This is a genomic window from Citrobacter telavivensis, assembly GCA_009363175.1.
Taxonomy (GTDB): Bacteria; Pseudomonadota; Gammaproteobacteria; order Enterobacterales; family Enterobacteriaceae; genus Citrobacter_A; species Citrobacter_A telavivensis.
This window is the reverse complement of the sequence record CP045205.1, coordinates 2,821,811-2,845,987: the sequence shown is the minus strand read 5'-3', so window position 1 is coordinate 2,845,987 and position 24,177 is coordinate 2,821,811. Positions and strand designations below refer to the sequence as shown.

Genomic DNA, 24,177 nt, shown 5'->3' with positions numbered 1-24,177 from the left:
AAAACATGGCTAATTGAGGAGTAACCGAACGTTGGACGCCGCGGCAATAATCAGTCTTTTCATTTTGGGGTCCGTCCTCGTTACCAGCAGTATCTTACTCAGTTCATTTTCATCACGCCTTGGCATTCCGATTCTGGTTATCTTCCTGGCGATTGGCATGCTGGCTGGCGTCGATGGCGTCGGCGGCATCCCGTTCGATAACTACCCCTTTGCCTATATGGTCAGTAACCTTGCGTTGGCGATTATCCTGCTTGATGGCGGGATGCGTACGCAGGCCAGCTCGTTTCGCGTCGCGCTGGGTCCGGCGCTCTCTCTGGCGACCGTTGGCGTCCTGATCACCTCCGGTTTAACCGGCATGATCGCCGCCTGGCTGTTTAATCTCGACCTGATCCAGGGGCTGCTGATTGGTGCCATTGTTGGCTCAACGGATGCGGCGGCGGTCTTTTCCCTGCTTGGCGGCAAAGGGCTGAACGAGCGTGTCGGCGCGACGCTGGAAATTGAATCCGGCAGTAATGACCCGATGGCGGTGTTCCTGACCATTACGCTGATCGAGATGATTCAGCAGCACGAAACCGGCTTAAGCTGGATGTTCGCAGTCCACATTATTCAGCAGTTTGGTCTGGGCATCTTGCTTGGGCTGGGCGGCGGATATCTGCTACAGCAGATGATTAATCGTATCTCCCTGCCCGCCGGGCTCTATCCCCTGTTGGCCCTGAGCGGCGGGATTCTGGTGTTCGCGTTGACCACCGCCCTGGAAGGCAGCGGGATTCTGGCGGTCTATCTGTGCGGCTTTTTGCTGGGCAATCGCCCGATTCGCAACCGTTTTGGCATTCTGCAAAACTTCGACGGGCTGGCCTGGCTGGCGCAGATCGGCATGTTCCTTGTGCTCGGACTGCTGGTGAATCCTTCCGACCTGCTGCCGATTGCCATTCCGGCACTGATCCTGTCCGCCGGGATGATTTTCGTCGCCCGTCCGCTCTCCGTCTTTGTCGGACTGCTGCCGTTTCGCGGTTTTAATCTGCGTGAACGCGTGTTTATTAGCTGGGTGGGTCTGCGCGGCGCGGTGCCCATCATCCTTGCCGTCTTTCCGATGATGGCGGGCCTGGAAAATGCCCGTCTGTTCTTCAATGTCGCCTTCTTCGTGGTGCTGGTGTCACTGGTTTTTCAGGGCACCTCCCTCTCCTGGGCGGCGAAAAAAGCGAAAGTGGTGGTGCCACCGGTCGGCTGGCCGGTCTCACGTGTGGGGCTGGATATTCATCCGGACAATCCGTGGGAGCAGTTTGTCTATCAGCTTAGCGCCGATAAATGGTGTGTCGGCGCGGCACTGCGCGATCTGCATATGCCTCAGGAAACGCGCATTGCGGCGCTGTTTCGTGACAACGTGCTGTTTCATCCCACCGGCAGTACCCGTTTGCGTGAAGGTGACGTGCTGTGCGTCATCGGTCGTGAACGCGACCTCCCGGCGCTGGGCAAACTGTTCAGTCAGTCACCGCCGGTGGCGCTGGATCAGCGCTTCTTCGGCGACTTTATTCTGGAAGCCAGCGCCAAGTATGCCGATGTGGCGCTGATTTATGGTCTGGATGACGGAACGGAGTACCGCGATAAGCAGCAAACGCTGGGCGAAATTGTTCAGCAACTGCTGGGCGCGGCCCCGGTTGTCGGGGACCAGGTCATCTTCGCCGGGATGATCTGGACGGTCGCAGAAAAAGAAGACAATCAGGTCCGTAAAGTCGGGGTTCGCGTCGCCGGGGATGAAGACGAAGAGTAGTTATCATGCCGGATGGCGCTGCGCTTATCCGGCCTACTGATGACTCCGCTGTAGGCCGTATAAGGCGCATCGCACCACCGTCCGGCAACATAAAAGTTACACCGTCACGACCGGAACACGCAGCGCCAGCGAACACATCAACTCATAGCCTACGGTTCCGGCAGATTTCGCCACGTCGTCAATTTTGATCTCTTTACCCCACAGTTCTACCGGTGTCCCGATACCCGCCTGCGGGCATGGCGTTAAATCCACCGCCAGCATATCCATCGACACCGTGCCCACGGTAGTGGTCCGCACACCGTCCACCAGCACCGGCGTTCCGCTCGGCGCATGACGTGGATAACCGTCCGCATAGCCCGCCGCCACGATGCCAATGCGCTGTTCGCCTCTGGCGGTATAGCGCCCGCCATAGCCGACGCGATCCCCCGCTTTCAGCGTTTGTACACCGATGATTTCGCTGCTGAGCGTCATCACCGGCTTCAGCCCGGTATTGGCGATATCGCGCCACAGGCCTGACGGCGACGCACCGTAAAGAATGATACCCGGTCGCACCCAGTCAAAATGCGCATCGGGATGCCACAGCGTGGCCGCTGAGTTTGACAGTGAGCGACGGCATTCCAGCCCTTCCGTTGCCAGCGCGATACGTTCCATCGCATTACGGATGCCGTCAGGGTGCTCAGCGTCGGCGAAGTGCGACATTAACGTCATTTCGCCGACGTTCGGCATCGCGCGCAGTTGCTGCCAGACGGTTTGCAGTCGTTCCGGCAGGAAGCCCAGACGGTTCATGCCGCTGTTAACCTTCACGTAGACATCCAGCGGTGCCTTCAGCTTTGCATTCTGAATCGCTTTAAGCTGCCAGTTGCTGTGAACGCAGGTGGTCAAACGCCAGGTGTCGTACAGCGCCAGATCTTCCGCATGGAAAAAACCTTCCAGCATGAGGATTGGCCCTTTCCAGCCGCGCTCACGCAGGGTTACCGCCTCCTCCAGATTCAGGAGAGCAAAACCATCGGTGTTGCCCAGCGCATTCCAGATACGTTCAATGCCGTGACCATAGGCATTCGCTTTCACCACCGACCAGACGCGGGCGTCCGGTGCGGCCTGACGCACTATGCTCAGGTTTTGTTTCATCGCCTGCAGGTCAAGGCTGGCCAATATAGGGCGGGTCATCTCTCGTCCTTCTTAGTTATGTGCGCCGTGCAGATGTTGGGGACGTGAAGGCGTAAAACCAGCGTGGTAGCGCGCCACGCTCAGATCGTCATACGGAATAGCGGGCGTGCGACCCGACAGAATATCGCTCAGCAACTGCCCTGAACCACAGGCCATCGTCCATCCCAGCGTACCGTGTCCGGTATTCAGCAACAGATTTTTGAAGCGGGTACGCCCCACCACCGGCGTACCGTCCGGCGTCATCGGGCGCAGTCCGGTCCAGAATGTCGCCTGTTCAACATGCCCTCCGCGCGGGTAGAGATCGCGGACCACCATCTCAAGCGTTTCCCGACGCGGCTGGAGTAGTTCGGTGTTGAAGCCGACAATTTCCGCCATACCGCCAACGCGGATACGCTGGTCAAAACGGGTAATGGCGATTTTGTAGGTTTCATCAAGAATAGTCGAAACCGGTGCGCCGTCCTCTTCCGCCACCGGAATCGTCAGCGAATAGCCTTTCAGCGGATAGACCGGGATATCGACAATCCCTTTCAGCATCGCCGTGGAGTAAGAGCCCATCGCCATGACGTAGGCATCGGCTTTAACGATCTCATCACCACATTTCACGCCGTAAATCTGCTCGCCTTCGCAAAGCAGTTTATCCACTGGCGTATTGAAACGGAATTTAACCCCCGCCTGTTCGGCCATCTGCGCCAGACGCTGGGTAAAGAGTTGGCAGTCGCCGGTTTCGTCATTCGGCAAACGCAAGCCGCCGGTCAGTTTGTGCGCCACTTCAGCCAGCGCCGGCTCGACTTCCGCCAGTCGACTGGCTTCCAGCAACTGATACGGCACGCCAGCGTCTTCCAGCACGGCAATGTCGCGCGTGGCGTTCTCATACTGCTGTGCGGTGCGGAACAGTTGCAGCGTGCCGCCCTGACGCCCTTCATACTGGATACCGGTCGATGCACGCAGCGCTTTCAGGCAGTCTCGGCTGTATTCCGCCAGACGCACCATCCGCCCTTTGTTTTCCATGTAGTGGCTGGTATCGCAATTACGCAGCATCTGCCACATCCATTTCAACTGGAACTGTGTGCCGTCCAGACGAACTGCCAGCGGCGCATGGCGCTGAAACATCCATTTAATCGCCTTTAGCGGTACACCCGGCGCAGCCCAGGGCGCTGCATAGCCCGGAGAGATCTGCCCCGCATTCGCCGCGCTGGTTTCCAGCGCCGGGCCAGGTTCGCGATCGATGACGGTGACATCATGTCCAGCCTGACTCAGATACCAGGCGCTGGTCACGCCAACGACGCCACTTCCCAGTATGACAACTCGCATAGCCACTCCGTTAACAGTAACAGTAAAAGAACAATCATCTAATTACATCTTGATAACCCAGATGAAAATATTATTCAACATATGGCTTTTTTATGGTGACACATCTCACATATAGCAGGAGGAACATTGAACTCGTTGCTTTGGGATCTCCTGCTGCGGGTTATTTTTATCCAGCATAAAATGTTGTTATGACCGAGAAATCTGGCGGGTCGACCAGCGGAAATCGCAAAGAAAATATTTCTCCACTGACACGGTTTTTAACAGGGTGTTCTATGCTTGAAATGAGGTGCTCCACACAGAGAGTGCCGCCAACAATGAGGGTGCGCGAATGGCTACGATTGATTCCATGAACAAGGACACCACACGGTTGAGCGATGGACCCGACTGGACGTTTGATCTGCTGGATGTCTATCTGGCAGAGATAGACCGGGTGGCGAAACTCTACAAACTGGATACCTACCCGCACCAGATTGAGGTCATCACCTCCGAGCAGATGATGGATGCCTACTCCAGCGTCGGGATGCCCATTAACTATCCTCACTGGTCGTTTGGCAAAAAATTCATCGAGACTGAACGGCTGTATAAACACGGTCAGCAAGGGTTGGCCTATGAGATTGTGATTAACTCCAACCCGTGTATTGCCTATCTGATGGAGGAGAACACCATTACCATGCAGGCGCTGGTGATGGCGCACGCCTGCTATGGGCATAACTCCTTCTTCAAAAATAACTATCTGTTTCGCAGTTGGACCGACGCCAGTTCCATTGTCGATTACCTGATCTTCGCGCGTAATTACATTACCCAGTGCGAAGAGCGGTACGGCGTGGACGAGGTTGAGCGATTGCTCGACTCCTGCCATGCGCTGATGAACTACGGCGTTGACCGCTATAAACGCCCGCAGAAAATCTCCCTCCAGGAGGAGAAGGCCCGCCAGCAAAGTCGCGAAGAGTATCTGCAAAGCCAGGTGAACATGCTGTGGCGTACCCTGCCGAAGAAAGAAGAAGAGAAGACGGTCGCCGAAGCGCGGCGCTATCCTTCAGAGCCGCAGGAAAACCTGCTCTACTTTATGGAAAAAAATGCCCCGCTGCTGGAGTCATGGCAGCGCGAAATCCTGCGCATTGTGCGCAAAGTCAGCCAGTATTTTTATCCGCAGAAACAGACCCAGGTGATGAACGAAGGTTGGGCCACCTTCTGGCATTACACCATTCTGAACCACCTGTATGACGAGGGGAAAGTCACCGAACGTTTTATGCTGGAATTTTTGCACAGCCACACCAACGTAGTATTCCAGCCGCCTTATAACAGTCCGTGGTACAGCGGTATTAACCCTTACGCACTGGGGTTCGCTATGTTCCAGGACATCAAGCGTATCTGTCAGTCACCGACGGAAGAAGATAAGTACTGGTTCCCGGATATCGCGGGTTCCGACTGGCTGGAAACGCTGCATTTTGCCATGCGTGATTTCAAAGATGAGAGTTTTATCAGCCAGTTCCTGTCACCGAAGGTGATGCGTGATTTCCGCCTCTTTACGGTGCTGGATGATGACCGGCATAACTACCTGGAGATCTCTGCTATTCACAATGAAGAAGGCTATCGTGAAATCCGCAACCGCCTCTCGTCGCAATATAATTTGAGCAACGTGGAGCCGAATATTCAGGTCTGGAACGTGGATCTGCGGGGCGATCGCTCTCTCACCCTACGCTATATCCCGCATAATCGCGCGCCGCTGGATAAAGGCCGCAAAGAGGTACTCAAGCATGTGCACCGGCTGTGGGGGTTTGATGTGATGCTGGAACAGCAAAACGAGGACGGAAGCGTGGAACTGCTCGAGCGCTGCCCACCCAGAATGAACAGCCTGTAAAACAAAAACCCCCTCATCATGAGGGGGTTCGCGTTTAGCGGCCCTGAATGGCTAAATCGCCTGGCAGGTTTTTCTGCATCCGGTGCCAGATCTCACCGCTATCATGACCATAACGACGCACCGTTTCGTATACCTGATCGTGCGCGCCCTGTAAGCACAGTTGCGACAGCTTATGATAGAAACCGAGCGCCAGGCTGCGCGCTTCCGGATTGGCGAAGTAGTGACGGCCAATGCGGGTATACAGCCCTTTCATCCCGTTAAGAATCAGGCCATAAATCGGGTTGCCGGAGGCAAACGCCAGACCGCGGAAAATGCTGTAATCGAGATCGGCAAACGCATCGGCGTGATCGGCCACTTCCTTCGCGGTCGCCAGCACTTCCTGCGCTTTGTCAGGATGCTGACGAAACGCGGTACGAATGAAGATGGTGGAGATGTTGGTCCGGACCGACAGCAGATTATCGATCAGTTGCGGAACGCTTTCGTGATCGAGACGCGCCAGCGTTTCAAGAATATTCAACCCGGACGTTTCCCAGAAATTATTCACCTTCGTCGGTTTGCCATGCTGAATGGTCAACCAACCGTCTCGCGCCAGACGCTGCAGCACTTCACGTAACGTGGTACGAGTCACCCCGATGAGTTCCGAGAGTTCTCGTTCTGCAGGCAAGATAGTGCCAGGGGGGAAGCGGTTATTCCAGATACTTTCAATGATGTACTCTTCCGCGAAACCCGCCGGGCTCTGCGCCTTAATGACCATAGTGAGATTTCCATTACACAGCAAAACATAGTTACACTCATCATACCAGACGGGGTACACGCCCGATAGCAGACACAATGAAGAAAAAGTGGATCAAGGCTTCATTTTCTTGATAACACGGGCTGTCGGGGGTTAAAGGCTTGCCTGCTTTCAGACTGACCGTTACTCTTTGTGGCTAACCATAAGAACATCATTTCAATAAATAAGGTAAGGGAAACCATAATGGAACTCTCATGGGGCCGCGCGTTCTGGCGCAACTTTTTAGGCCAGTCGCCAGACTGGTACAAGCTCGCACTACTGACCTTCCTGATAGTTAATCCACTGATTTTCATTATCAGCCCATTTGTTGCGGGCTGGTTGCTGGTGGCGGAATTCATCTTCACACTGGCGATGGCCCTGAAATGTTACCCGTTGCTGCCAGGCGGTTTGCTGGCCATTGAAGCCGTTATGATTGGAATGACCAGCGCCGCGCATGTTCGTGAAGAGGTGGCAAACAATTTGGAAGTCTTGCTGCTGCTGATGTTCATGGTCGCAGGCATCTATTTTATGAAGCAGCTGCTGCTGTTTATTTTTACCCGTCTGCTGCTGAGCATTCGCTCCAAAACGCTGCTGTCACTTGCGTTTTGTGTGGCGGCGGCCTTCCTTTCCGCCTTCCTTGATGCGCTGACCGTTGTGGCGGTGGTGATAAGCGTCGCCGTCGGGTTCTATGGCATTTATCACCGCGTGGCCTCTTCCCGCGCGGACGATCATGACATTCTTGATGACAGCCATATCGATCAGCACTACAAATCGGTACTCGAACAGTTCCGTGGCTTCCTTCGCAGCCTGATGATGCATGCCGGAGTGGGAACCGCGCTCGGCGGTGTGATGACGATGGTGGGTGAACCGCAGAACCTGATCATCGCCAAAGCCGCTGGCTGGCATTTTGGCGACTTTTTCCTGCGGATGTCGCCGGTCACCGTTCCGGTACTGATTTGCGGTCTGCTCACCTGCGTACTGGTTGAGAAGCTGCGCTGGTTTGGCTATGGCGAAACGCTGCCGGAAAAAGTACGTGACGTATTGCAACAGTTTGACGATCAAAGCCGCCAGCAGCGTAATCGTCAGGACCGATTAAAGCTGATCGTTCAGGCCATTATCGGCGTCTGGCTGGTTATTGCCCTGGCGCTGCATCTGGCGGAAGTGGGGCTGATCGGTCTGTCCGTCATTATCTTCGCCACCTCGCTGACCGGTGTGACCGATGAGCATGCGATTGGCAAGGCGTTTACCGAGTCCCTGCCTTTCACCGCGCTGCTGACGGTCTTTTTCTCGATTGTGGCGGTGATCATCGATCAGCAACTCTTCTCGCCGATTATCCAGTTTGTATTGCAGGCCTCGGAGCACGCGCAGTTGACACTGTTCTATCTCTTCAACGGTCTGCTCTCGTCAATCTCAGATAATGTCTTCGTTGGTACTATCTACATTAACGAGGCCAAAGCGGCCATGGAAAGCGGCGCTATCTCGCTGCCACAGTACGAACTGTTGGCGGTGGCTATCAACACCGGGACTAACCTGCCGTCCGTGGCGACGCCAAACGGTCAGGCGGCGTTCCTGTTCCTGCTCACCTCCGCGCTGGCACCGCTGATTCGCCTCTCCTATGGCCGAATGGTCTGGATGGCGTTGCCGTATACCATCGTGCTGACCCTGGTCGGTCTGCTGTGCGTTGAGTTTACCCTGACGCCGCTGACCGAGTGGATGACGCAAACCGGCTGGTTAGCTACACTTTAATAACAACTTACCGGGCATTTCACTGCCCGGTTTGCCTTTTTGCATGATATTTATCCGATTACACAATATTTAAGTTTCTCCTGGTGGCGCTGTGATCGAATTGGTTTACACTGCCGTGTCTACGCATGTTGCAGGGAAATTATTATGTTGCGATATTTAAACCAGTGCTCACGGGGTCGGGGCGCCTGGTTATTAATGGCTTTTACTGCCCTGGCGCTTGAACTGGTCGCGCTGTGGTTTCAGCATGTTATGCTGCTTAAGCCGTGTGTACTGTGCATCTATGAGCGCTGCGCGCTGTTCGGCATCATGGGGGCCGGGCTGGTTGGGGCTATTGCGCCTAAATCGCCGTTGCGCTACGTGGCGCTGATTATCTGGATCTACAGTGCCTGGCGCGGCGTGCAGTTGGCCTGGGAACACACGATGATCCAGTTGCACCCTTCTCCGTTCATGACCTGTGATTTTATGGCCCGCTTCCCCAGTTGGTTGCCGCTGGATAAGTGGGTGCCACAGGTGTTTGTTGCCTCCGGAGATTGCGCTGAGCGCCAGTGGGAATTTTTATCGCTGGAAATGCCACAATGGTTACTGGGCATTTTTGCGGCCTATCTGGTCATCGCGGTTCTGGTCCTGCTTGTCCAGCCGCTTAAACCGAAAAGACGCGATCTGTTTGGTCGCTAATCTCAGACGCTCCCTGCCAGGAGCGTTTTTTTTGCCTTAAAGTCATTGCTGACGGTGCTGCATAAGATGTATATTAAATGCATCTTATGCAACCTGGCAAGGAGATGTCCCGTGTCCCATTTACGTATCCCGGCAAACTGGAAAATCAAACGTTCCACCCCTTTCTTCACCAAAGATAATGTCCCCGCGGCACTGCTTTCCCACCACAACACTGCCGCTGGCGTTTTCGGTCAGCTTTGTGTGATGGAAGGTACGGTAACCTATTACGGATTCGCCAACGAAGAGGCAAAAGAGCCTGAAGTCAAAGTGGTGATTAACGCCGGACAGTTCGCCACCAGCCCGCCACAGTACTGGCATCGTGTGGAGCTCAGCGATGACGCCCAGTTCAACATCAACTTCTGGGTCGCTGACGAACATCAGGGCGATGAGATGTATCAGGCGAAAAAAGCGTAACGCCTGAAATCAGACCGGGCGGATCAATCCGCCCATGAAGGTTTGTTTAAGATATGGTCCTGCCAGTCATGGACTTCTGACTCTCTTACCGCAATGTGGCGTACCGAAATTCGCTCGCCGTGCATTGCCGCTTTCGACCCCGTCAACAACGGATGCCACTCCGGCAGCCCTTTCCCTTCCGCCAGCAGACGATAGGCGCACGTCATCGGCAACCATTCAAAGGTGGGCAGGTTATCACGCGTTAACTTGATGCAGTCAGGCTCGTACTCGAACCTGCGCTCATAGTTGCGGCACTGGCAGGTTTTAATATTGAGCTGACGACAGGCGACGTTGGTGAAATAGATCTCGTCGGTATCCTCGTCCATCAGTTTATGCAGGCAGCACTGACCACAGCCATCACATAACGACTCCCATTCGGCATCGGTCATTTCATCCAGGGTTTTACGTTGCCAGAAAGGTAAATCGCTCATCAGGGTATCCGCCATTACTATAAAGCTGCACCTTATAACCAGTCTGACACGCTGATGCAAGTTTTGCCGCCCAAAAAGGCGGCAATCAGGTGTTACAGGACGCGGGTCGTCAGGGAATGACCGTTAAAATTGACCACCAGCTCATCGCCGCTGGCAAGCGGTCCAACGCCTTCCGGGGTGCCTGTCAGCACAACGTCGCCGGCTTTAAGGGTAAAGAACTTGCTCATATAGGCGATTAAGGGAACGATTTTGTGGATCATATCCGCCGTCGTGCCCTGCTGGCGAACCTCGCCGTTGACGGTCAGGCCCAGCGGCGTCGCCTGCGGATCGCCGTTAAATTCCGTGGCCGGAATGAACCCGGACAGCGGGCACGAGTTATCGAATCCTTTTGCCTTCTCCCAGGGCTGCCCAGCCTTCTTCATTTTGCCCTGAATATCACGTAACGTCAGATCGAGCGCCACGCCATATCCAGCGATCGCCTTACGGACATGCTCTTCGGTCGCCTGACGCAGCGTCGCGCCGATTAATACCGCCAGTTCGACCTCATGGTGCACCGAGCCCATATCTGTCGGAATGACCAGCGGCTGGCGCAAATCGCACAGGGCGGTTTCTGGCTTGATAAACAGCACCGGCTCATCCGGCGTGACGCTACCCATTTCTTTAATGTGGTTGGCGTAGTTGCTGCCCACGCACACCACTTTGCTTACCGGGTAGTCAAGCAGCGCACCCTGCCAGTTATGATGTTGATACATTCATTTTCCCCTAATTTGTCATCGTTGACTTCAGGAATGGCACCGACAGGCATGACGCCGGGTACCGTTTATTTATCGGTTTCTGGATTGTTTTGTGAGGCGTTGAAACGATGTTGCTTCAATAAATCTTCGGGCGGCGGAGGCAGTTGTAAATAATATCCCTGCTCCGTTAAGGCTTGTTTTACTTTATCCAGCGAGGCGTTGACTAACTTTTTGCTCCCGTCGAGCGGCAATATCATTGCCAGCTGCGGCTGACCAAATCCTTTCATCAGTTCTTCAGGCACGCGTGAGAAATCGTCTTTTTTTTCGACATACAAATAGGTCTGGTCACGCTTAGCACTTCTGTAGATCACACAAAACATACATTTTACTCTGAATTAAACGGATGGCGACTTGCCTCAATATAATAGTGACTATAACATGCCTTCTGGACTTCGGAATATCACTCCACATCGGGGATGATAAATAGCAAATTGAGTAAGGCCAGGATGTCAAACACGCCCATCGAACTTAAAGGCAGTAGCTTCACCTTATCAGTGGTTCATTTACATGAAGCAGAACCCGAGGTTATTCGTCAGGCGTTAGAAGACAAAATCGCGCAGGCTCCCGCTTTTTTAAAACACGCTCCTGTGGTGGTGAATGTCAGTAGCCTTGACGCGCCGGTGAACTGGCCGCAGTTGCAGAAGGTCGTGGCGTCGACGGGGTTGCGTATTGTTGGCGTCAGCGGTTGCAAAGATGCCCGGCTGAAAGCCGAAATCGACAAAATGGGCCTTCCTTTACTTACTGAAGGTAAAGATAAAGTGGCGCGTTCCGCGCCGGCAGAACCCGTTGCTCCCGCCGCAGTAGTGCAAAACGTTACTCCCGTCACAAAAACGCGATTTATTGATGTACCGGTTCGTTCCGGTCAACGCATTTATGCACCACAATGTGATCTGATTGTTACAAGCCACGTCAGTGCTGGCGCAGAGCTGATCGCTGATGGCAATATCCATGTCTATGGCATGATGAGAGGTCGTGCGCTGGCTGGGGCAAGCGGCGACCGGGAAGCGCAAATTTTCTGTACCCATCTGACGGCAGAACTGGTGTCTATCGCAGGTGTTTACTGGCTGAGTGATAAAATCCCAGCAGAATTTTATGGCAAAGCGGCACGTCTGCAGTTGGCAGATAACGCTTTGACAGTTCAACCGTTGAATTGATCCCTTTTTAACAAGGAATTTCTATGGCACGCATTATTGTAGTTACTTCGGGTAAAGGGGGCGTTGGCAAAACCACCTCCAGCGCGGCCATCGCTACTGGTTTGGCCCAGAAGGGAAAGAAAACTGTCGTTATTGATTTTGATATCGGCCTGCGTAACCTCGATCTGATCATGGGGTGTGAGCGTCGGGTTGTTTATGATTTCGTCAACGTCATTCAGGGCGATGCTTCGCTCAATCAGGCGCTCATCAAGGACAAGCGCACTGAAAATCTCTTCATTCTTCCGGCCTCTCAGACTCGCGATAAAGACGCGTTAACGCGTGAAGGCGTTGCAAAAGTCCTCGACGATCTGAAAGCGATGGATTTCGATTTTATCGTCTGCGACTCCCCGGCGGGGATCGAAACCGGCGCGCTGATGGCGCTCTATTTCGCCGACGAAGCGATCATCACCACTAACCCGGAAGTCTCCTCGGTGCGCGACTCCGATCGTATTCTGGGTATTCTGGCGTCTAAATCTCGCCGCGCCGAGAACGGTGAAGATCCGATTAAAGAACATCTGCTGTTGACGCGCTACAACCCGGGCCGCGTCAACCGGGGCGATATGCTCAGTATGGAAGATGTGCTGGAGATCCTGCGTATCAAACTCGTCGGGGTTATCCCGGAAGATCAGTCTGTTCTGCGCGCCTCTAACCAGGGTGAACCTGTCATTCTGGACATCAATGCAGACGCAGGTAAAGCGTATGCCGATACGGTAGACCGTCTGTTGGGAGAAGAACGTCCTTTCCGCTTCATTGACGAAGAGAAGAAAGGTTTCCTCAAACGCCTGTTCGGAGGATAAGTTATGGCATTACTGGATTTTTTTCTCTCGCGGAAAAAGAGTACAGCGAACATCGCAAAAGAGCGATTGCAGATTATTGTTGCCGAGCGTCGTCGTAGCGACGCCGAGCCGCATTATTTACCGCAGTTACGTAAAGATATTCTTGAAGTCATTTGTAAGTATGTACAAATTGATCCGGAAATGGTCACCGTTCAGCTAGAACAAAAAGACGGCGATATTTCCATTCTCGAACTTAACGTCACATTACCGGAAACTGAAGAGTCGAAATAAACGCGTCACTAAGAAGATTCCAGGAAAAAAAGGCAGAGCGATCTGCCTTTTTTATTTTCAGCGCGTTATCTGTTGCGACAGTGATGATGCGTGAAATACGGAATTCACTTATCCGCGCTCAATAACGGTTCGGCTATTTTCGCTTTTGCATAGCAGACAAAACGCGAGACGGCGGGCATAACCTCTGCCCAGTCAACGCTTACCTGCCCCAGATAGTCAAGCCGCGCGGTCGCAAGTAGAGAAGCGTGTTCGTCCGGGAGATAAGGCAGCAACCAGTCCGCCGCCCTGTCTTTCGCGGTAAAACCGCCCGTCGCCACACTGTACCAGATGCGTGCCAGGGTCAAAATGATATTGCGTTCGTCGCCTTGCAAATCACAACTGTTCTGCCAGAGCATCAGCGTCTGGCGGAACGTCTCTCGTATGTCGTTTTCTGGCACAGGCTTAAAAAGCAGGTCCGCACGCTCGCCGGATAAGGCAATACTGGCACTACGCGCCTGGGTTATTAAAATCGCCAGATCGCTATCCTGCTGCGCAGGTTCATACTTCCCCGCGTGAATATCTTCGCGCAACCACTCGCCAAACTGCATCTCCCGCCGGGGAGGAAAACGCCAGGGAACCACATCGCCATGCACCACCACCGTTACCTCAAGCGCCCGCCAGAGCGCCGACGAGCCAGGCCCGGCTGATACCAACAGCAGTTCCTGCATAAGCGCTTCTCGCTGCGCCGTCGTCAGCGGCACGCGCGTGGTAACCAGCAAATCAATATCGCTGTAGGGTTTTAGCCCACCTTCAACGGCAGACCCGTACAGGTGAATGGCCAGCAGGCTGTCTTCCAGGATCCGTGCAATGACGGCCTTCGCCTTTTCCAACTGGTCCCGGAGGGTATCCGGCATCGTTGATGTCATCGTCTCAACCGTTATCATGTCATTTCTGCCCGGTACACCTTAACGCGGCAGGAAACCCGCCGACAAGCAGCGGGCTGAACCTGAATTTAGTGGTGCAGCATTTCATCCACCACGGCCTGGGCCTTGAGTTGATAAGGGTAATAGGTCGGCCAGTTATCCATCTCTTCCAGTAGCGCCTGCTGTGAGGTATTGCCCATAAAAATGTGGAAATGGTTCGACGTGCGCGGCGCAATGATATGATCGCTGAACTGCACAAACTTCGGCGCCTTACTGTTTGCATCTTTGCATTCAAACAGATAGCGCACCCCTTTTTTACCTGACGTATAGGTCAGGATTTTGTAACCGGCGTAGTCATACTGACAGGAGGCTACCTGCTTGCCGGTATGAAACTCCATCACGCCATTTTCGATGCCAATGGTATCGACCTTCGTCGCATAGCCTTTACGGTAGTAGGATTTCACCTCTTCCGCCGTTTTACTCTTATCCTTTTCCGCCTTTTGTTTAAAAACCGGATCCAGCTCGCCGCTAACCAGATAAGGATAAACGGATTGCCACATGCCGTCCCAGTCGGTAAGCGCCCTGTCCCTGACATTGCTATCCGCAAATTCGCCTTGCGCCGCCTTCTGTTCCATTTCTGTCAGCGGCACGCCATGCGCGTGATCGCCGTGGGCGAAGGCATAACTGCTGATCCACAGCATTCCCAGAGAGATTGATATTTTTTTCCAATGCATTGCCAACGTCGTACCCTCAATCAAGTGAATAAGATGAAATGTTATATTATAACAACTAAATTTATTCAACACCGCTGAGCGTAAATGACGGAAACTTGATCTGGTCACTTTTTATGCAAAAAGCAGATTCGATATACTGCGACTGGAGACAAAAAACAGGAGGTAATGACTATGTATCGTTCTGTTCTGGTGCCCATTGATATCTCAGAAGCCGATCTCACCCGGCAACTTATTCCTCAGGTTAAAATTCACGCCAAAACGGCAAAAGTCCATTTTCTGTCAGTCATTCCCTCAGTCCCCTTTTATGCATCCCTGGGGCTCGCTTACTCTGGCGAACTCCCGGATAAAAATGGACTGCAGACGAAGGCATCACAGAAACTCGATGAGATTGTGAAACAATTCGATATCCCTGAAGGCCGTGTTCAAAAGCATGTGGTATATGGCCCCCCGAAAGATCAGATCCTGAAACTGGCGGATTCCGTCAGTGCTGACCTGGTGATCATCGCTTCACACCAGCCCGGTATCTCAACGTACCTGTTGGGTTCTACCGCCGCAGCCGTCGTGCGCCATGCACACTGTCCTGTACTGGTGGTACGCTGAGCCGTAAACGGGAGTCTGCTGGCTCCCGTTTATGTCATTTTCACGATCCAGTCGCGGAATATTTCCATCGCGGGCGTCACCGGTTTCGACTTCAGGTGGGTAAGCCAGTAACCGCCCATGTTGATTTCAATTGCGAAAGGCCGAACGAGTTGTCCGGCGGCCAGTTCTCTGGTGAACATCATTGCCGGAACCAGTGCCGCGCCGCCGGTATGGATGACCGTTTCAATCATCAGGCGAGAGGAGTCAAAAACGGCGCCATTGATCCGTTCCGCCGTCACGCCTGCCGCAGCAAACCAGTTATCCCACTCATCTGCCCGGTATGACCGCAGAAGATTCTCTTGCAGAAGATCGGCGGGCTGGCCAAGCCGTTGCGCGGTTTCTGGCGTGCACAGGACGGTCAGCGGAGCCTCGCACAGCATGTCGTTATGGGTAGCGGGCCACTGTCCGCTGCCAAAGCGGATGGCAAAATCCAGCCCCTCAGCCGCCAGATTCACGACGTTGTTATTTGTGCGCAAGCGCAACTCAACGAACGGATGCGCCTGCCGGAATTGCTCAATACGCGGCAGTAACCAGCCAACGGCAAATGTCCCGACCGCGGCGACCGTGAGCACTTCACGATACTCCCCGCCCTCGAACTTACGGAAAATGGTGTCGATTTGGCTAAAGGCGTCGGTCAGGACGGCAAACAGCGCCTGCGCCTCATCCGTCATCTCCAGCCCTCTGGGCAGACGTTTAAAAAGCACCCTGTTCAGGCGATCTTCCAGGATACGCACCTGCTGGCTGACGGCAGCCTGCGTGACACAGAGTTCCAGTGCCGCTCGTGTAAAACTCAAATGGCGAGCTGAAGCTTCAAAGGCGCGTAGCGCATTGAGAGGAAGATTAGAACGCATAATAAGGACTCATAAGATTTTCTTTATTCCAGGGTAAATTCTTCTCGCTTGTTAAGCAAGCGCTGATAGCGGATAGTCCAGGTACCGCAGAGATATCTTGCGCCTTTAATTCTCTTTCTTCTTTTGTCTGTCTGAGTGGAAAAAATGAAAGCGCTTATCAATCTATTTACTGATTTTCAAGGACGTTATTTATGCTAAAAAAACGATTCCATCAGACGCTACTTATCGCTGGTATGCTCGCTTTCTTTGCCGGCAGTTCGCCGCTTTCGGCCCGTGAGCAAGCGGCTACCCCACAGGTTCAGCAAAAGCTGGCAGCCTTAGAAAAACAATCGGGTGGTCGACTCGGCGTTGCGCTCATTAATACCGCCGATCGTTCGCAAATTCTTTATCGCGGTGACGAGCGCTTTGCCATGTGCAGTACCAGTAAAACGATTGTCGTCGCCGCCGTATTAAAACAGAGTGAAACGCAACGCGATATCTTGCAGCAGAAAATGGCCATCAATAAAGCCGATCTCACGAACTGGAACCCGGTGACGGAAAAATACGTCGATAAAGAGATGACATTAGCGGAGCTAAGTGCTGCCGCTCTGCAATACAGCGATAATACGGCAATGAATAAATTGCTTGAGCATCTGGGTGGCACCGGCAACGTCACGGCCTTTGCCCGTTCGATTGGCGACACCACGTTTCGTCTGGACAGGACTGAACCCGAACTGAATACCGCCATCCCTAGCGATGAACGCGATACCACCTCGCCGCTGGCGATGGCAAAAAGCCTGCATAAGCTGACGCTGGGTGATGCACTGGCCGGTATGCAGCGGGCACAACTGGTCGCCTGGTTGAAAGGGAATACAACCGGCGGCCAGAGTATTCGTGCCGGACTGCCTGAAAGTTGGGTGGTTGGCGATAAAACCGGGGGCGGCGATTACGGCACCACGAATGATATCGCGGTGATCTGGCCCGAAGATCGTGCGCCGCTGATCCTCGTGACTTACTTTACACAGCCACAGCAGGATGCCAAAGGACGTAAAGATGTTCTGGCCGCCGCCGCAAAAATTGTGACGGAAGGGCTTTGATCCCGGCAAGCACGCGGAGAAAACAAAAAGGCCCAGACAAACGTCTGGGCCTTTAAATTTGGGCCGCCATCGAGGCCTCGAACCCCGTTCCCTACAACAAAAGTCGTTCGCTCTTCCAGATGAGCTAATGGCGGTCTGCCGGTCATTATTTCTGATTGAGAATCTACCCATCATCAGGACCGGGCGAGATAATACATAACTCAAATTACGGTGATGCTGCCAACTTACTGATTTAGTGTATGATGGTGTTTTTGAGGTGCTCCAGTGGCTTCTGTTTCTATCAGCTGTCCCTCCTGTTCAGCTACTGACGGGGTGGTGCGTAACGGCAAAAGCACTGCCGGACATCAGCGCTATCTCTGCTCTCACTGCCGTAAAACATGGCAACTGCAGTTCACTTACACCGCTTCTCAACCCGGTACGCACCAGAAAATCATTGATATGGCCATGAATGGCGTTGGATGCCGGGCAACCGCCCGCATTATGGGCGTTGGCCTCAACACGATTTTCCGCCATTTAAAAAACTCAGGCCGCAGTCGGTAACCTCGCGCATACAGCCGGGCAGTGACGTCATCGTCTGCGCGGAAATGGACGAACAGTGGGGATACGTCGGGGCTAAATCGCGCCAGCGCTGGCTGTTTTACGCGTATGACAGGCTCCGGAAGACGGTTGTTGCGCACGTATTCGGTGAACGCACGATGGCGACGCTGGGGCGTCTTATGAGCCTGCTGTCACCCTTTGACGTGGTGATATGGATGACGGATGGCTGGCCGCTGTATGAATCCCGCCTGAAGGGAAAGCTGCACGTAATCAGCAAGCGATATACGCAGCGAATTGAGCGGCATAACCTGAATCTGAGGCAGCACCTGGCACGGCTGGGACGGAAGTCGCTGTCGTTCTCAAAATCGGTGGAGCTGCATGACAAAGTCATCGGGCATTATCTGAACATAAAACACTATCAATAAGTTGGAGTCATTACCCAAATTACCCCTGCAATAGCTGTGGACAACTTTCTTTTATTATTCCCGCGCGTTTGCTCATTCTTCAGACAAAGCAATGTCTCAAAGATGATATATTGCACAATAAAGTGATTTCCTTTTCCAGCATACTGAGACACTCCAATGAAACATTGTTTTATCGCACTCTGTTTATTACTGATGGGATTTTTAAACATCCGTTATGCCATTGCAGATACGTTAAACACTCCAGAGGAAATTGTTGTCAGTTTTCAACGAGACTACAAAGCGTGGAACGATCGCTCATTTGCACTGCATCAAACGCAGGATGACCACAACGTGATGAAATATGCTCAACAACGCTGGGATGCGTTGTTGAAAAAATATACGCTTCCCAACTATAAAGGTGAGCCTGTCGCTTTTGGTTCAGACTCGTCGCATGACCCGAATCAGGAAAAAATTCTGTCGGTAGTCGTCGAGAATAATTCAGCTATTGTAAAAACCCGGTTTCCACAAACCTATTACTCCCCCGAGTACGAGTATCACTTAATAAAGCAAAATCAGCGCTGGTATCTGACGCAGCTTTATCTGGTCGATGATGACGGGAAATATCCTGGTCTGTAGAGGGTTCAGCTATTCAGGGACATGGGTTTATCGCCCCCCGGCGGTAAACCGAACAGCTTACGTACCCCATTAAGAAACGCACCATAAGGGCGCCCCAGCAAGAGCATCATTAAGGCTGCGCCCAGCGTCCCCTGGACCAACCCACTCCCCGACGCCCCGCTAAACGCAATGATCGCCGCATAAACCGGCACCTGGAAACTGACGAGCGCCATACTGTCCCACAGCAGTTGAGAAATCCGACTCTCTCCGGCTCGCTTCATCAACCAGTCCCGCCATATGCCGTAAGGTCTGGCAACCGGAACCATCAGAATCGCCCCCAGAAGACGAGCATGCAGCACCTGTTCCCACGTCATGCCCGCTATCACGCGTTCATTAATAATGCCTGTTGTCGTGAAGAACAGGAGCAGTACAGTGGTATCGGCAAAAAATGCTGTCCGACGTGTTGTCTGTGGTGGGCGTTGAGACATCATACGGTTCCTGTCGTGGCGTAGTGACAAAACGTCTGTTCACCCAAAGAGAAACCAGAAACTATAGCACACCGACCCGGACTTACCCGGACTGGCGCGCATAGAGGTAGGCTGTCGCCCTTGATACCCCTAAATGCTGCGCCACCGTATCCATGGATTTACGTACATTCAACAATCCCTCTTTTCGTAACTGTTGGATCACAACCTTTCTGTCTTCCGTTTTAAGCGCGCGAGCCGTAGTGGCGCGTTTCGCGGCAAAATCATCGATTCGCTGGCGAATAACTTCAGTACTCCCGGGGTCAAGATGTTCACGTATTGGTGAACTCTCTGTTTCGGTAAAACGCGCCAGCGCGCTCTGCATCCCCCGGAAAAGCGTCATATCGACATTAAGGCATAATGCCGCGACGTATTTGCCCTCTTCATCCTTAATGCCAATAGACGTACTTTTTACCGGACGGCCATCGGCAAACTGATTGCCGTAATTCGCAATAATTTCAGGGAAATCTGGAGACGCAATCCTTGCCAGACCGAGTTCCGTAGCCGGTTGTCCGGCCTCACGCCCGGATAAATTATTATGTATCGACATAATCGCATGCTCAGGATCCTTCAGGTCATGAACAACCACTTCGCAAAAGGGAGAAAACGTTTCGCTTAATCCCTTCGCGATAGTGTCAAGTTGGCTGAGAAGCGAATTCTCGTCGTTTTTTGGCATGCCGGTCTCCCACAGTGATGCCCGTTGTCATTATTGCTATCCGTTTACCGCTTTACGAGACGGATTTCCCGGCCAGAAACTCACCGTAGCGCGCGATATCCACATTGCCGCCGCTGATGATAATGCCGACTTTTTTCCCGCTGAGTTCTGCTTTTCTCGCCCTTGCCGCCGCAAAGCCAAGACAGCCGGTGGGTTCGGCGACAATTTTCATGCGCTCCGCCATGAACTTCATCGAGGCAACGAGTTCATTGTCTGAAACGGTCAGAATATCATTAACGTATTTTTGAATCAGAGGGAACGTATAGTGCCCCAGATGTTGTGTCTGTGCACCATCAGCAATCGTTTTTGGCGTATCGATGTGCACGATTTTCCCGCTGCGAAAAGACTGCTGTCCGTCGTTACCGGCTTCAGGCTCCACGCCATAAATAATGCAATCTGGAGAGAGTTGCCGGGCTGCCAGTGCTGAACCGGAAAGTAACCCGCCGCCCCCCAGACAGACAAAAAGAACATCCAGTGGGCCGACCTCCTCAATCAACTCTTTGGTCGCCGTACCCTGGCCGGCGATCACATGGGGATGATCGTAGGGAGGGATGAGCGTCAATCCTTGTTTTTCAGCCAGTTCACGACCAATCTGTTCACGGTCTTCCGTATAGCGATCGTACATGACGACATTGCCGCCATACCCCTTGGTCGCCGCCACTTTCGCGGCAGGTGCATCATGAGGCATGATGATTGTCGCCGGAATACCCAGCAATTTGGCTGACAACGCTATCGCCTGGGCATGATTTCCGGAAGAAAATGTCACCACGCCGGCTGCACGCTGTTGTGGCGTAAACTGGCGTAATGCATTCATCGCCCCACGAAACTTAAAGGCCCCCATTCGCTGGAGGTTTTCACATTTAAAGAAAACATCGGCGCCAAATTCCTCATTGACGGTCCGGAAGGTCATTACGGGCGTCTTGTTTGCATATCCTTCAATGCGCTCAGCGGCGGCTGCAACATCAGCATATTCCGGACGTGTAATCTCAGTCATTTTTTCACCTTTATACCGTTAAGCGTCAGGCTTATTGCGCCAGCGCGATCGCTTCCACTTCTAAGGCAGAACCATAATGCAGCTCTGCAACCCCTGCAACGACACGAGATGGGCGGAAATCACCAATCCATTCGGCGTAGATTTCATTAAACGTCGGCCAGAGATTGATATCTGTCACATAGACACGGACAGAAACCAGATGCTGACGGGATACACCGGCCCCCGTCAGGCAGGCATCGACATTTTCCAGAACTTGTCTGGTCTGTTCCGCAAAAGACGCCCCCGCCTTTTTCTCACCTTGTCGGGTGACTGGCAGTTGTCCTGAGATAAAAACAAATCCCCCCGCTGTCACGCTCGCCGAGTAGTGGCCAGCGGGCGGAAGCCCATGAGACGCTGAGTTCAATGTGATGTCCGGGTGCATGTGCGACTCTCCTGTGTTTCATATTTAATACAATATGTATTAATTTATACTTTTTGTATAGTGCATTTTTACCACACATTGCACTACGCAACTCCCCTTGTACTGAACGTCCACCGTGTCTATCCCTGGCTTATGTGACAGAGATCCCGGTTCTGATTTGCTTCAGGAAATTAAAAAGTTCGATAATGGAGCCAATCAACATATTGAATCCAAACGAGATGCGGGACGATGAAATTAACCATACTGGTAGATAACAATACTTACATTGACAGGTATTTAACGGGAGAACCTGGCGTTTCCTATTTCATTGAATGCTCAGGGTTAAAACTTCTTTTTGATGTTGGCTACTCTGATGTTTTTTTAAAAAATGCACAGATCCTGGGTATTGACCTTACACGCATTGATAAAATTGTATTATCACATGGGCATAACGATCACACCTGGGGGTTAAACCATTTGTTCCAGTATTACGACCGAATTCCATCGCCACCAGAAAAGAAAGTCGATATCATTGCCCACCCTGCCACATTTGTGCCTAAATTTTATCATTCAAAACCCATTGGGATGAACCACAATGCATTTTGCTTTGATTACTTCTTCAATGTCGTCAGTTCCACACGTCCCCTGGAGTTATCAGAAAACATCACTTTTTTAGGACAAATTCCCCGTCTGAATCATTATGAAGCGCAGCATCCGGTAGGCCACACGCATAATAATGAGGGTGAGTTAACGACTGATTACGTGATTGACGATAGCGCAATGGCAATTAAAACAAAGGATGGGTTGGTGATTGTCACCGGATGCTCACATGCCGGGATTTGTAATATTATCGAGTACGCAAAATCCGTCACTGGAGAATCAAGAATCGCCTCCGTTATAGGCGGTTTTCATCTACTTAATGCCGATGAATCGCTACTCTCTGAAACGGGGAAATATCTCAGCGCATTATCTGCTGATACGCTTTATCCCAGTCATTGCACCGATCTTGCCGCAAAAATTCATCTGTCCCGTTATGTGGATCTCAAAGAAGCGGGTGTGGGACTGACGCTGAACTTCCCCATGTAGTATCGGGTTGCGTAAATGGAGACAGTATTTTCTGTCTCCCGATTATTCATACATGATGCCTTTTATTTCGCCTGTTCCAGGGAAAAGACTAGACGCTGAATGTAACGATCACCTGACGACCAGCAGATCGGAAAAACGCGTAGTGTAACGCGGAGAAAGCATCTGTCGTTTCAGCTGCCACGGTTGCTGAATACCCTGCCCGACAAAGTACAGCGTTCCTCTCCCCTCTTTGGCGTTGAGCGTATCAAGGACTTCCATCAACTTCTCGCTGCCGGGACGCGGTGCGTTATCATCGAACAGATTGAGTTGAGCCACGCCCTGACTGAAAAAATCGCCGAGCATGACCCCGGCCTTCTGATAACGGAGCCCCTCTTTCCAGATAGCGTCCAGGCATCGCGTGGCCGCGCTGATGATGTCCCGACTGTCCTGCGTCGGTGTCAGTAGTTTCACGGACGCGCTATTGCTGTAACAGGGCTCATTCGGCACAAACGGCGACGTCTTCACGAATGTCGAGACAAACCGGCAATACTGATGCTCACCCCGGAGTCTCTCTGCCGCCTGGGCCGCGTAAGCGCAAATCGCCTGGCGCATCGGTTCGTATTCCATAACGCGCTCGCCGAATGACCGACTGAAGACGATCTCCTGCTTCACGGGCGCAAACTCCTCAAGCACCAGACAGGGTTCACCGCGTAACTCCCGCACGGTCCTTTCCAGTACCACATTGAAGTGCTTGCGTATCACCGCGATGTGCGTATCTGCCAGATCGAGTACCGTGTTTATGCCCATCGCAGTCAGCTTTTTGCTGATACGACGGCCAACGCCCCACACCTCATCAACCGGCAGGGCTGCCATCAATTTTCGCTGTCGTTCGAGATTCGACAGATCCACAACCCCGCCCGTCTGCTGCGGCCACTTTTTCGCCGCGTGGTTAGCCAGTTTGGCCAGGGTTTTTGTCTGCGCAATTCCCACGCCGAGCGTCAGATGTGTCTGTTGTAAGACCGTGTTGCGGATCTCTTTGCCGAAATCCGTGAGATCACGACAGTTTCGAACCCCTGTCAGATCGCAAAAAGCCTCGTCGATACTGTAAATTTCAACGCGAGGTGCCAACTCATCAAGCGTCGTCATGACCCGATTGCTCATGTCGCCGTAGAGTTCATAATTCGAACTGAAACATACCACCCCATGACGCCTGAACGTCTCTTTCTGCCTGAAGTAGGGTGCTCCCATGATTGCCCACGGTTTCGCTTCGGGGCTACGAGAAATCACACAGCCATCGTTATTCGACAACACAACAACGGGTCGCCCGCGCAGATCGGGCCTGAACACCGTCTCACAGGACGCATAAAACGAATTCACATCGCATAGTGCAAACATGGTATGCCTTCACAAATACTGTATTTATAACCAGTATTATTTAAGATAT

The 24,177-nt window shown here is 52.7% G+C and carries 26 protein-coding genes, 1 tRNA gene and 1 pseudogene; 13 read left to right on the top strand and 15 right to left on the bottom strand.

Features of this window, described 5'->3' with window-relative positions; translation table 11 throughout:
- Positions 1 to 31 precede the first annotated feature (31 nt).
- Positions 32 to 1,768 (top strand): potassium/proton antiporter, encoded by a 1,737-nt coding sequence (locus GBC03_15945; GenBank protein QFS71590.1) that lies wholly within the window; start codon positions 32 to 34, stop codon positions 1,766 to 1,768.
- 96 nt (positions 1,769 to 1,864) lie between these two features.
- Here GBC03_15945 and dadX read toward each other — a convergent pair whose 3' ends face one another.
- Together dadX and GBC03_15935 are read right to left on the bottom strand one after the other, a co-directional pair.
- Entirely contained in the window at positions 1,865 to 2,935 is a 1,071-nt protein-coding gene (dadX, locus tag GBC03_15940; GenBank protein ID QFS71589.1) for a catabolic alanine racemase DadX, read from the bottom strand.
- Between the two features lie 12 nt (positions 2,936 to 2,947).
- Entirely contained in the window at positions 2,948 to 4,246 is a 1,299-nt protein-coding gene (locus tag GBC03_15935) for an FAD-dependent oxidoreductase (protein ID QFS71588.1), read from the bottom strand.
- A 328-nt stretch (positions 4,247 to 4,574) separates the two neighbouring features.
- Here GBC03_15935 and GBC03_15930 point away from each other — a divergent pair, with 328 nt between their 5' ends.
- A complete protein-coding gene (locus GBC03_15930) occupies positions 4,575 to 6,107 on the top strand; it encodes a SpoVR family protein (protein ID QFS71587.1) in 1,533 nt (510 codons plus the stop codon).
- 34 nt (positions 6,108 to 6,141) lie between these two features.
- Here the strand turns inward: GBC03_15930 and fadR are convergent, their stop codons facing one another.
- The gene (fadR, locus tag GBC03_15925) at positions 6,142 to 6,861 is read right to left on the bottom strand and encodes a fatty acid metabolism transcriptional regulator FadR (protein ID QFS71586.1); all 720 of its coding nucleotides are present in this window, start codon (positions 6,859 to 6,861) and stop codon (positions 6,142 to 6,144) included.
- 222 nt (positions 6,862 to 7,083) lie between these two features.
- Here fadR and nhaB point away from each other — a divergent pair, with 222 nt between their 5' ends.
- The 3 genes from nhaB (at position 7,084) to GBC03_15910 (ending at position 9,753) form a co-directional block, all read left to right on the top strand.
- The gene (gene nhaB, locus GBC03_15920; protein QFS71585.1) at positions 7,084 to 8,625 is read left to right on the top strand and encodes a Na(+)/H(+) antiporter NhaB; all 1,542 of its coding nucleotides are present in this window, start codon (positions 7,084 to 7,086) and stop codon (positions 8,623 to 8,625) included.
- A 144-nt stretch (positions 8,626 to 8,769) separates the two neighbouring features.
- A complete protein-coding gene (gene dsbB / locus GBC03_15915; GenBank protein QFS71584.1) occupies positions 8,770 to 9,300 on the top strand; it encodes a disulfide bond formation protein DsbB in 531 nt (176 codons plus the stop codon).
- Positions 9,301 to 9,411: 111 nt separating this feature from the next.
- On the top strand, positions 9,412 to 9,753 hold the full coding sequence (locus GBC03_15910) for a DUF1971 domain-containing protein (GenBank protein QFS71583.1): 342 nt from the start codon (positions 9,412 to 9,414) through the stop codon (positions 9,751 to 9,753).
- Between the two features lie 23 nt (positions 9,754 to 9,776).
- Here GBC03_15910 and GBC03_15905 read toward each other — a convergent pair whose 3' ends face one another.
- From GBC03_15905 to GBC03_15895, 3 genes are all read right to left on the bottom strand, one after another.
- A complete protein-coding gene (locus GBC03_15905) occupies positions 9,777 to 10,238 on the bottom strand; it encodes a YcgN family cysteine cluster protein (protein ID QFS71582.1) in 462 nt (153 codons plus the stop codon).
- 77 nt (positions 10,239 to 10,315) lie between these two features.
- The gene (locus GBC03_15900) at positions 10,316 to 10,975 is read right to left on the bottom strand and encodes a fumarylacetoacetate hydrolase family protein (protein QFS71581.1); all 660 of its coding nucleotides are present in this window, start codon (positions 10,973 to 10,975) and stop codon (positions 10,316 to 10,318) included.
- Positions 10,976 to 11,043: 68 nt separating this feature from the next.
- Complete coding sequence (locus GBC03_15895) at positions 11,044 to 11,337, bottom strand: hypothetical protein (GenBank protein QFS71580.1); 294 nt, start codon at positions 11,335 to 11,337, stop codon at positions 11,044 to 11,046.
- A gap of 126 nt (positions 11,338 to 11,463) precedes the next feature.
- Here GBC03_15895 and minC point away from each other — a divergent pair, with 126 nt between their 5' ends.
- From minC to minE, 3 genes are read left to right on the top strand one after another with little or no spacing between them, the layout of a single operon-like run.
- Positions 11,464 to 12,171, top strand: coding sequence for a septum site-determining protein MinC (gene minC / locus GBC03_15890; protein ID QFS71579.1), 708 nt, complete (start codon positions 11,464 to 11,466; stop codon positions 12,169 to 12,171).
- Positions 12,172 to 12,194: 23 nt separating this feature from the next.
- Entirely contained in the window at positions 12,195 to 13,007 is an 813-nt protein-coding gene (gene minD, locus GBC03_15885; GenBank protein QFS71578.1) for a septum site-determining protein MinD, read from the top strand.
- Positions 13,008 to 13,010: 3 nt separating this feature from the next.
- On the top strand, positions 13,011 to 13,277 hold the full coding sequence (gene minE / locus GBC03_15880) for a cell division topological specificity factor MinE (GenBank protein ID QFS71577.1): 267 nt from the start codon (positions 13,011 to 13,013) through the stop codon (positions 13,275 to 13,277).
- A gap of 104 nt (positions 13,278 to 13,381) precedes the next feature.
- Here minE and GBC03_15875 read toward each other — a convergent pair whose 3' ends face one another.
- Both GBC03_15875 and zinT read right to left on the bottom strand, forming a co-directional pair.
- Positions 13,382 to 14,182, bottom strand: a complete 801-nt coding sequence (locus tag GBC03_15875; protein ID QFS74025.1) for a DUF4111 domain-containing protein — start codon at positions 14,180 to 14,182, stop codon at positions 13,382 to 13,384.
- Positions 14,183 to 14,268: 86 nt separating this feature from the next.
- Positions 14,269 to 14,919 (bottom strand): metal-binding protein ZinT, encoded by a 651-nt coding sequence (gene zinT / locus GBC03_15870; GenBank protein ID QFS71576.1) that lies wholly within the window; start codon positions 14,917 to 14,919, stop codon positions 14,269 to 14,271.
- Between the two features lie 165 nt (positions 14,920 to 15,084).
- Between zinT and uspF the strand changes: the two genes are divergently transcribed.
- Positions 15,085 to 15,513 carry a universal stress protein UspF gene (uspF, locus tag GBC03_15865; protein QFS74024.1) on the top strand — a complete coding sequence of 143 codons (429 nt, stop codon included), beginning with the start codon at positions 15,085 to 15,087 and terminating at the stop codon, positions 15,511 to 15,513.
- A gap of 29 nt (positions 15,514 to 15,542) precedes the next feature.
- Here the strand turns inward: uspF and GBC03_15860 are convergent, their stop codons facing one another.
- Positions 15,543 to 16,403 carry a LysR family transcriptional regulator gene (locus GBC03_15860; protein ID QFS71575.1) on the bottom strand — a complete coding sequence of 287 codons (861 nt, stop codon included), beginning with the start codon at positions 16,401 to 16,403 and terminating at the stop codon, positions 15,543 to 15,545.
- A 191-nt stretch (positions 16,404 to 16,594) separates the two neighbouring features.
- Between GBC03_15860 and blaSED the strand changes: the two genes are divergently transcribed.
- The gene (gene blaSED, locus GBC03_15855; protein ID QFS71574.1) at positions 16,595 to 17,479 is read left to right on the top strand and encodes an SED family class A beta-lactamase; all 885 of its coding nucleotides are present in this window, start codon (positions 16,595 to 16,597) and stop codon (positions 17,477 to 17,479) included.
- A gap of 59 nt (positions 17,480 to 17,538) precedes the next feature.
- Here the strand turns inward: blaSED and GBC03_15850 are convergent.
- Positions 17,539 to 17,613 (bottom strand) — tRNA-OTHER (locus GBC03_15850).
- Between the two features lie 130 nt (positions 17,614 to 17,743).
- Here GBC03_15850 and GBC03_15845 point away from each other — a divergent pair.
- Positions 17,744 to 18,441 (top strand): annotated as a pseudogene (locus GBC03_15845) (IS1 family transposase).
- A 156-nt stretch (positions 18,442 to 18,597) separates the two neighbouring features.
- On the top strand, positions 18,598 to 19,056 hold the full coding sequence (locus GBC03_15840; GenBank protein ID QFS71573.1) for a hypothetical protein: 459 nt from the start codon (positions 18,598 to 18,600) through the stop codon (positions 19,054 to 19,056).
- Between the two features lie 5 nt (positions 19,057 to 19,061).
- Here GBC03_15840 and alaE read toward each other — a convergent pair whose 3' ends face one another.
- The 4 genes from alaE to GBC03_15820 form a co-directional block, all read right to left on the bottom strand.
- Positions 19,062 to 19,523 carry an L-alanine exporter AlaE gene (gene alaE, locus GBC03_15835; protein ID QFS74023.1) on the bottom strand — a complete coding sequence of 154 codons (462 nt, stop codon included), beginning with the start codon at positions 19,521 to 19,523 and terminating at the stop codon, positions 19,062 to 19,064.
- An 82-nt stretch (positions 19,524 to 19,605) separates the two neighbouring features.
- The gene (locus GBC03_15830; protein ID QFS71572.1) at positions 19,606 to 20,235 is read right to left on the bottom strand and encodes a transcriptional regulator; all 630 of its coding nucleotides are present in this window, start codon (positions 20,233 to 20,235) and stop codon (positions 19,606 to 19,608) included.
- 52 nt (positions 20,236 to 20,287) lie between these two features.
- Positions 20,288 to 21,268 (bottom strand): threo-3-hydroxy-L-aspartate ammonia-lyase, encoded by a 981-nt coding sequence (locus GBC03_15825; protein QFS71571.1) that lies wholly within the window; start codon positions 21,266 to 21,268, stop codon positions 20,288 to 20,290.
- A 31-nt stretch (positions 21,269 to 21,299) separates the two neighbouring features.
- Positions 21,300 to 21,689, bottom strand: a complete 390-nt coding sequence (locus GBC03_15820) for a RidA family protein (GenBank protein QFS71570.1) — start codon at positions 21,687 to 21,689, stop codon at positions 21,300 to 21,302.
- A 228-nt stretch (positions 21,690 to 21,917) separates the two neighbouring features.
- On the opposite strand from GBC03_15820, the gene GBC03_15815 reads away from it, so the two are divergent.
- Positions 21,918 to 22,754 (top strand): MBL fold metallo-hydrolase, encoded by an 837-nt coding sequence (locus tag GBC03_15815; GenBank protein QFS71569.1) that lies wholly within the window; start codon positions 21,918 to 21,920, stop codon positions 22,752 to 22,754.
- A 108-nt stretch (positions 22,755 to 22,862) separates the two neighbouring features.
- Here the strand turns inward: GBC03_15815 and umuC are convergent, their stop codons facing one another.
- Complete coding sequence (gene umuC / locus GBC03_15810) at positions 22,863 to 24,128, bottom strand: translesion error-prone DNA polymerase V subunit UmuC (GenBank protein ID QFS71568.1); 1,266 nt, start codon at positions 24,126 to 24,128, stop codon at positions 22,863 to 22,865.
- Positions 24,129 to 24,177: the final 49 nt, after the last annotated feature.

Excerpts from the sequence above, each read along its gene's own strand:
- dadX (QFS71589.1), bottom strand. The coding sequence starts at position 2,935 with ATGACCCGCCCTATATTGGCCAGCCTTGACCTGCAGGCGATGAAACAA.
- GBC03_15935 (QFS71588.1), bottom strand. The coding sequence starts at position 4,246 with ATGCGAGTTGTCATACTGGGAAGTGGCGTCGTTGGCGTGACCAGCGCC.
- GBC03_15930 (QFS71587.1), top strand. The coding sequence starts at position 4,575 with ATGGCTACGATTGATTCCATGAACAAGGACACCACACGGTTGAGCGAT.
- fadR (QFS71586.1), bottom strand. The coding sequence starts at position 6,861 with ATGGTCATTAAGGCGCAGAGCCCGGCGGGTTTCGCGGAAGAGTACATC.
- nhaB (QFS71585.1), top strand. The coding sequence starts at position 7,084 with ATGGAACTCTCATGGGGCCGCGCGTTCTGGCGCAACTTTTTAGGCCAG.
- dsbB (QFS71584.1), top strand. The coding sequence starts at position 8,770 with ATGTTGCGATATTTAAACCAGTGCTCACGGGGTCGGGGCGCCTGGTTA.
- GBC03_15905 (QFS71582.1), bottom strand. The coding sequence starts at position 10,238 with ATGGCGGATACCCTGATGAGCGATTTACCTTTCTGGCAACGTAAAACC.
- GBC03_15900 (QFS71581.1), bottom strand. The coding sequence starts at position 10,975 with ATGTATCAACATCATAACTGGCAGGGTGCGCTGCTTGACTACCCGGTA.
- GBC03_15895 (QFS71580.1), bottom strand. The coding sequence starts at position 11,337 with ATGTTTTGTGTGATCTACAGAAGTGCTAAGCGTGACCAGACCTATTTG.
- minC (QFS71579.1), top strand. The coding sequence starts at position 11,464 with ATGTCAAACACGCCCATCGAACTTAAAGGCAGTAGCTTCACCTTATCA.
- minD (QFS71578.1), top strand. The coding sequence starts at position 12,195 with ATGGCACGCATTATTGTAGTTACTTCGGGTAAAGGGGGCGTTGGCAAA.
- minE (QFS71577.1), top strand. The coding sequence starts at position 13,011 with ATGGCATTACTGGATTTTTTTCTCTCGCGGAAAAAGAGTACAGCGAAC.
- GBC03_15875 (QFS74025.1), bottom strand. The coding sequence starts at position 14,182 with ATGACATCAACGATGCCGGATACCCTCCGGGACCAGTTGGAAAAGGCG.
- uspF (QFS74024.1), top strand. The coding sequence starts at position 15,085 with ATGTATCGTTCTGTTCTGGTGCCCATTGATATCTCAGAAGCCGATCTC.
- GBC03_15860 (QFS71575.1), bottom strand. The coding sequence starts at position 16,403 with ATGCGTTCTAATCTTCCTCTCAATGCGCTACGCGCCTTTGAAGCTTCA.
- blaSED (QFS71574.1), top strand. The coding sequence starts at position 16,595 with ATGCTAAAAAAACGATTCCATCAGACGCTACTTATCGCTGGTATGCTC.
- GBC03_15840 (QFS71573.1), top strand. The coding sequence starts at position 18,598 with ATGAAACATTGTTTTATCGCACTCTGTTTATTACTGATGGGATTTTTA.
- alaE (QFS74023.1), bottom strand. The coding sequence starts at position 19,523 with ATGTCTCAACGCCCACCACAGACAACACGTCGGACAGCATTTTTTGCC.
- GBC03_15830 (QFS71572.1), bottom strand. The coding sequence starts at position 20,235 with ATGCCAAAAAACGACGAGAATTCGCTTCTCAGCCAACTTGACACTATC.
- GBC03_15825 (QFS71571.1), bottom strand. The coding sequence starts at position 21,268 with ATGACTGAGATTACACGTCCGGAATATGCTGATGTTGCAGCCGCCGCT.
- GBC03_15820 (QFS71570.1), bottom strand. The coding sequence starts at position 21,689 with ATGCACCCGGACATCACATTGAACTCAGCGTCTCATGGGCTTCCGCCC.
- GBC03_15815 (QFS71569.1), top strand. The coding sequence starts at position 21,918 with ATGAAATTAACCATACTGGTAGATAACAATACTTACATTGACAGGTAT.
- umuC (QFS71568.1), bottom strand. The coding sequence starts at position 24,128 with ATGTTTGCACTATGCGATGTGAATTCGTTTTATGCGTCCTGTGAGACG.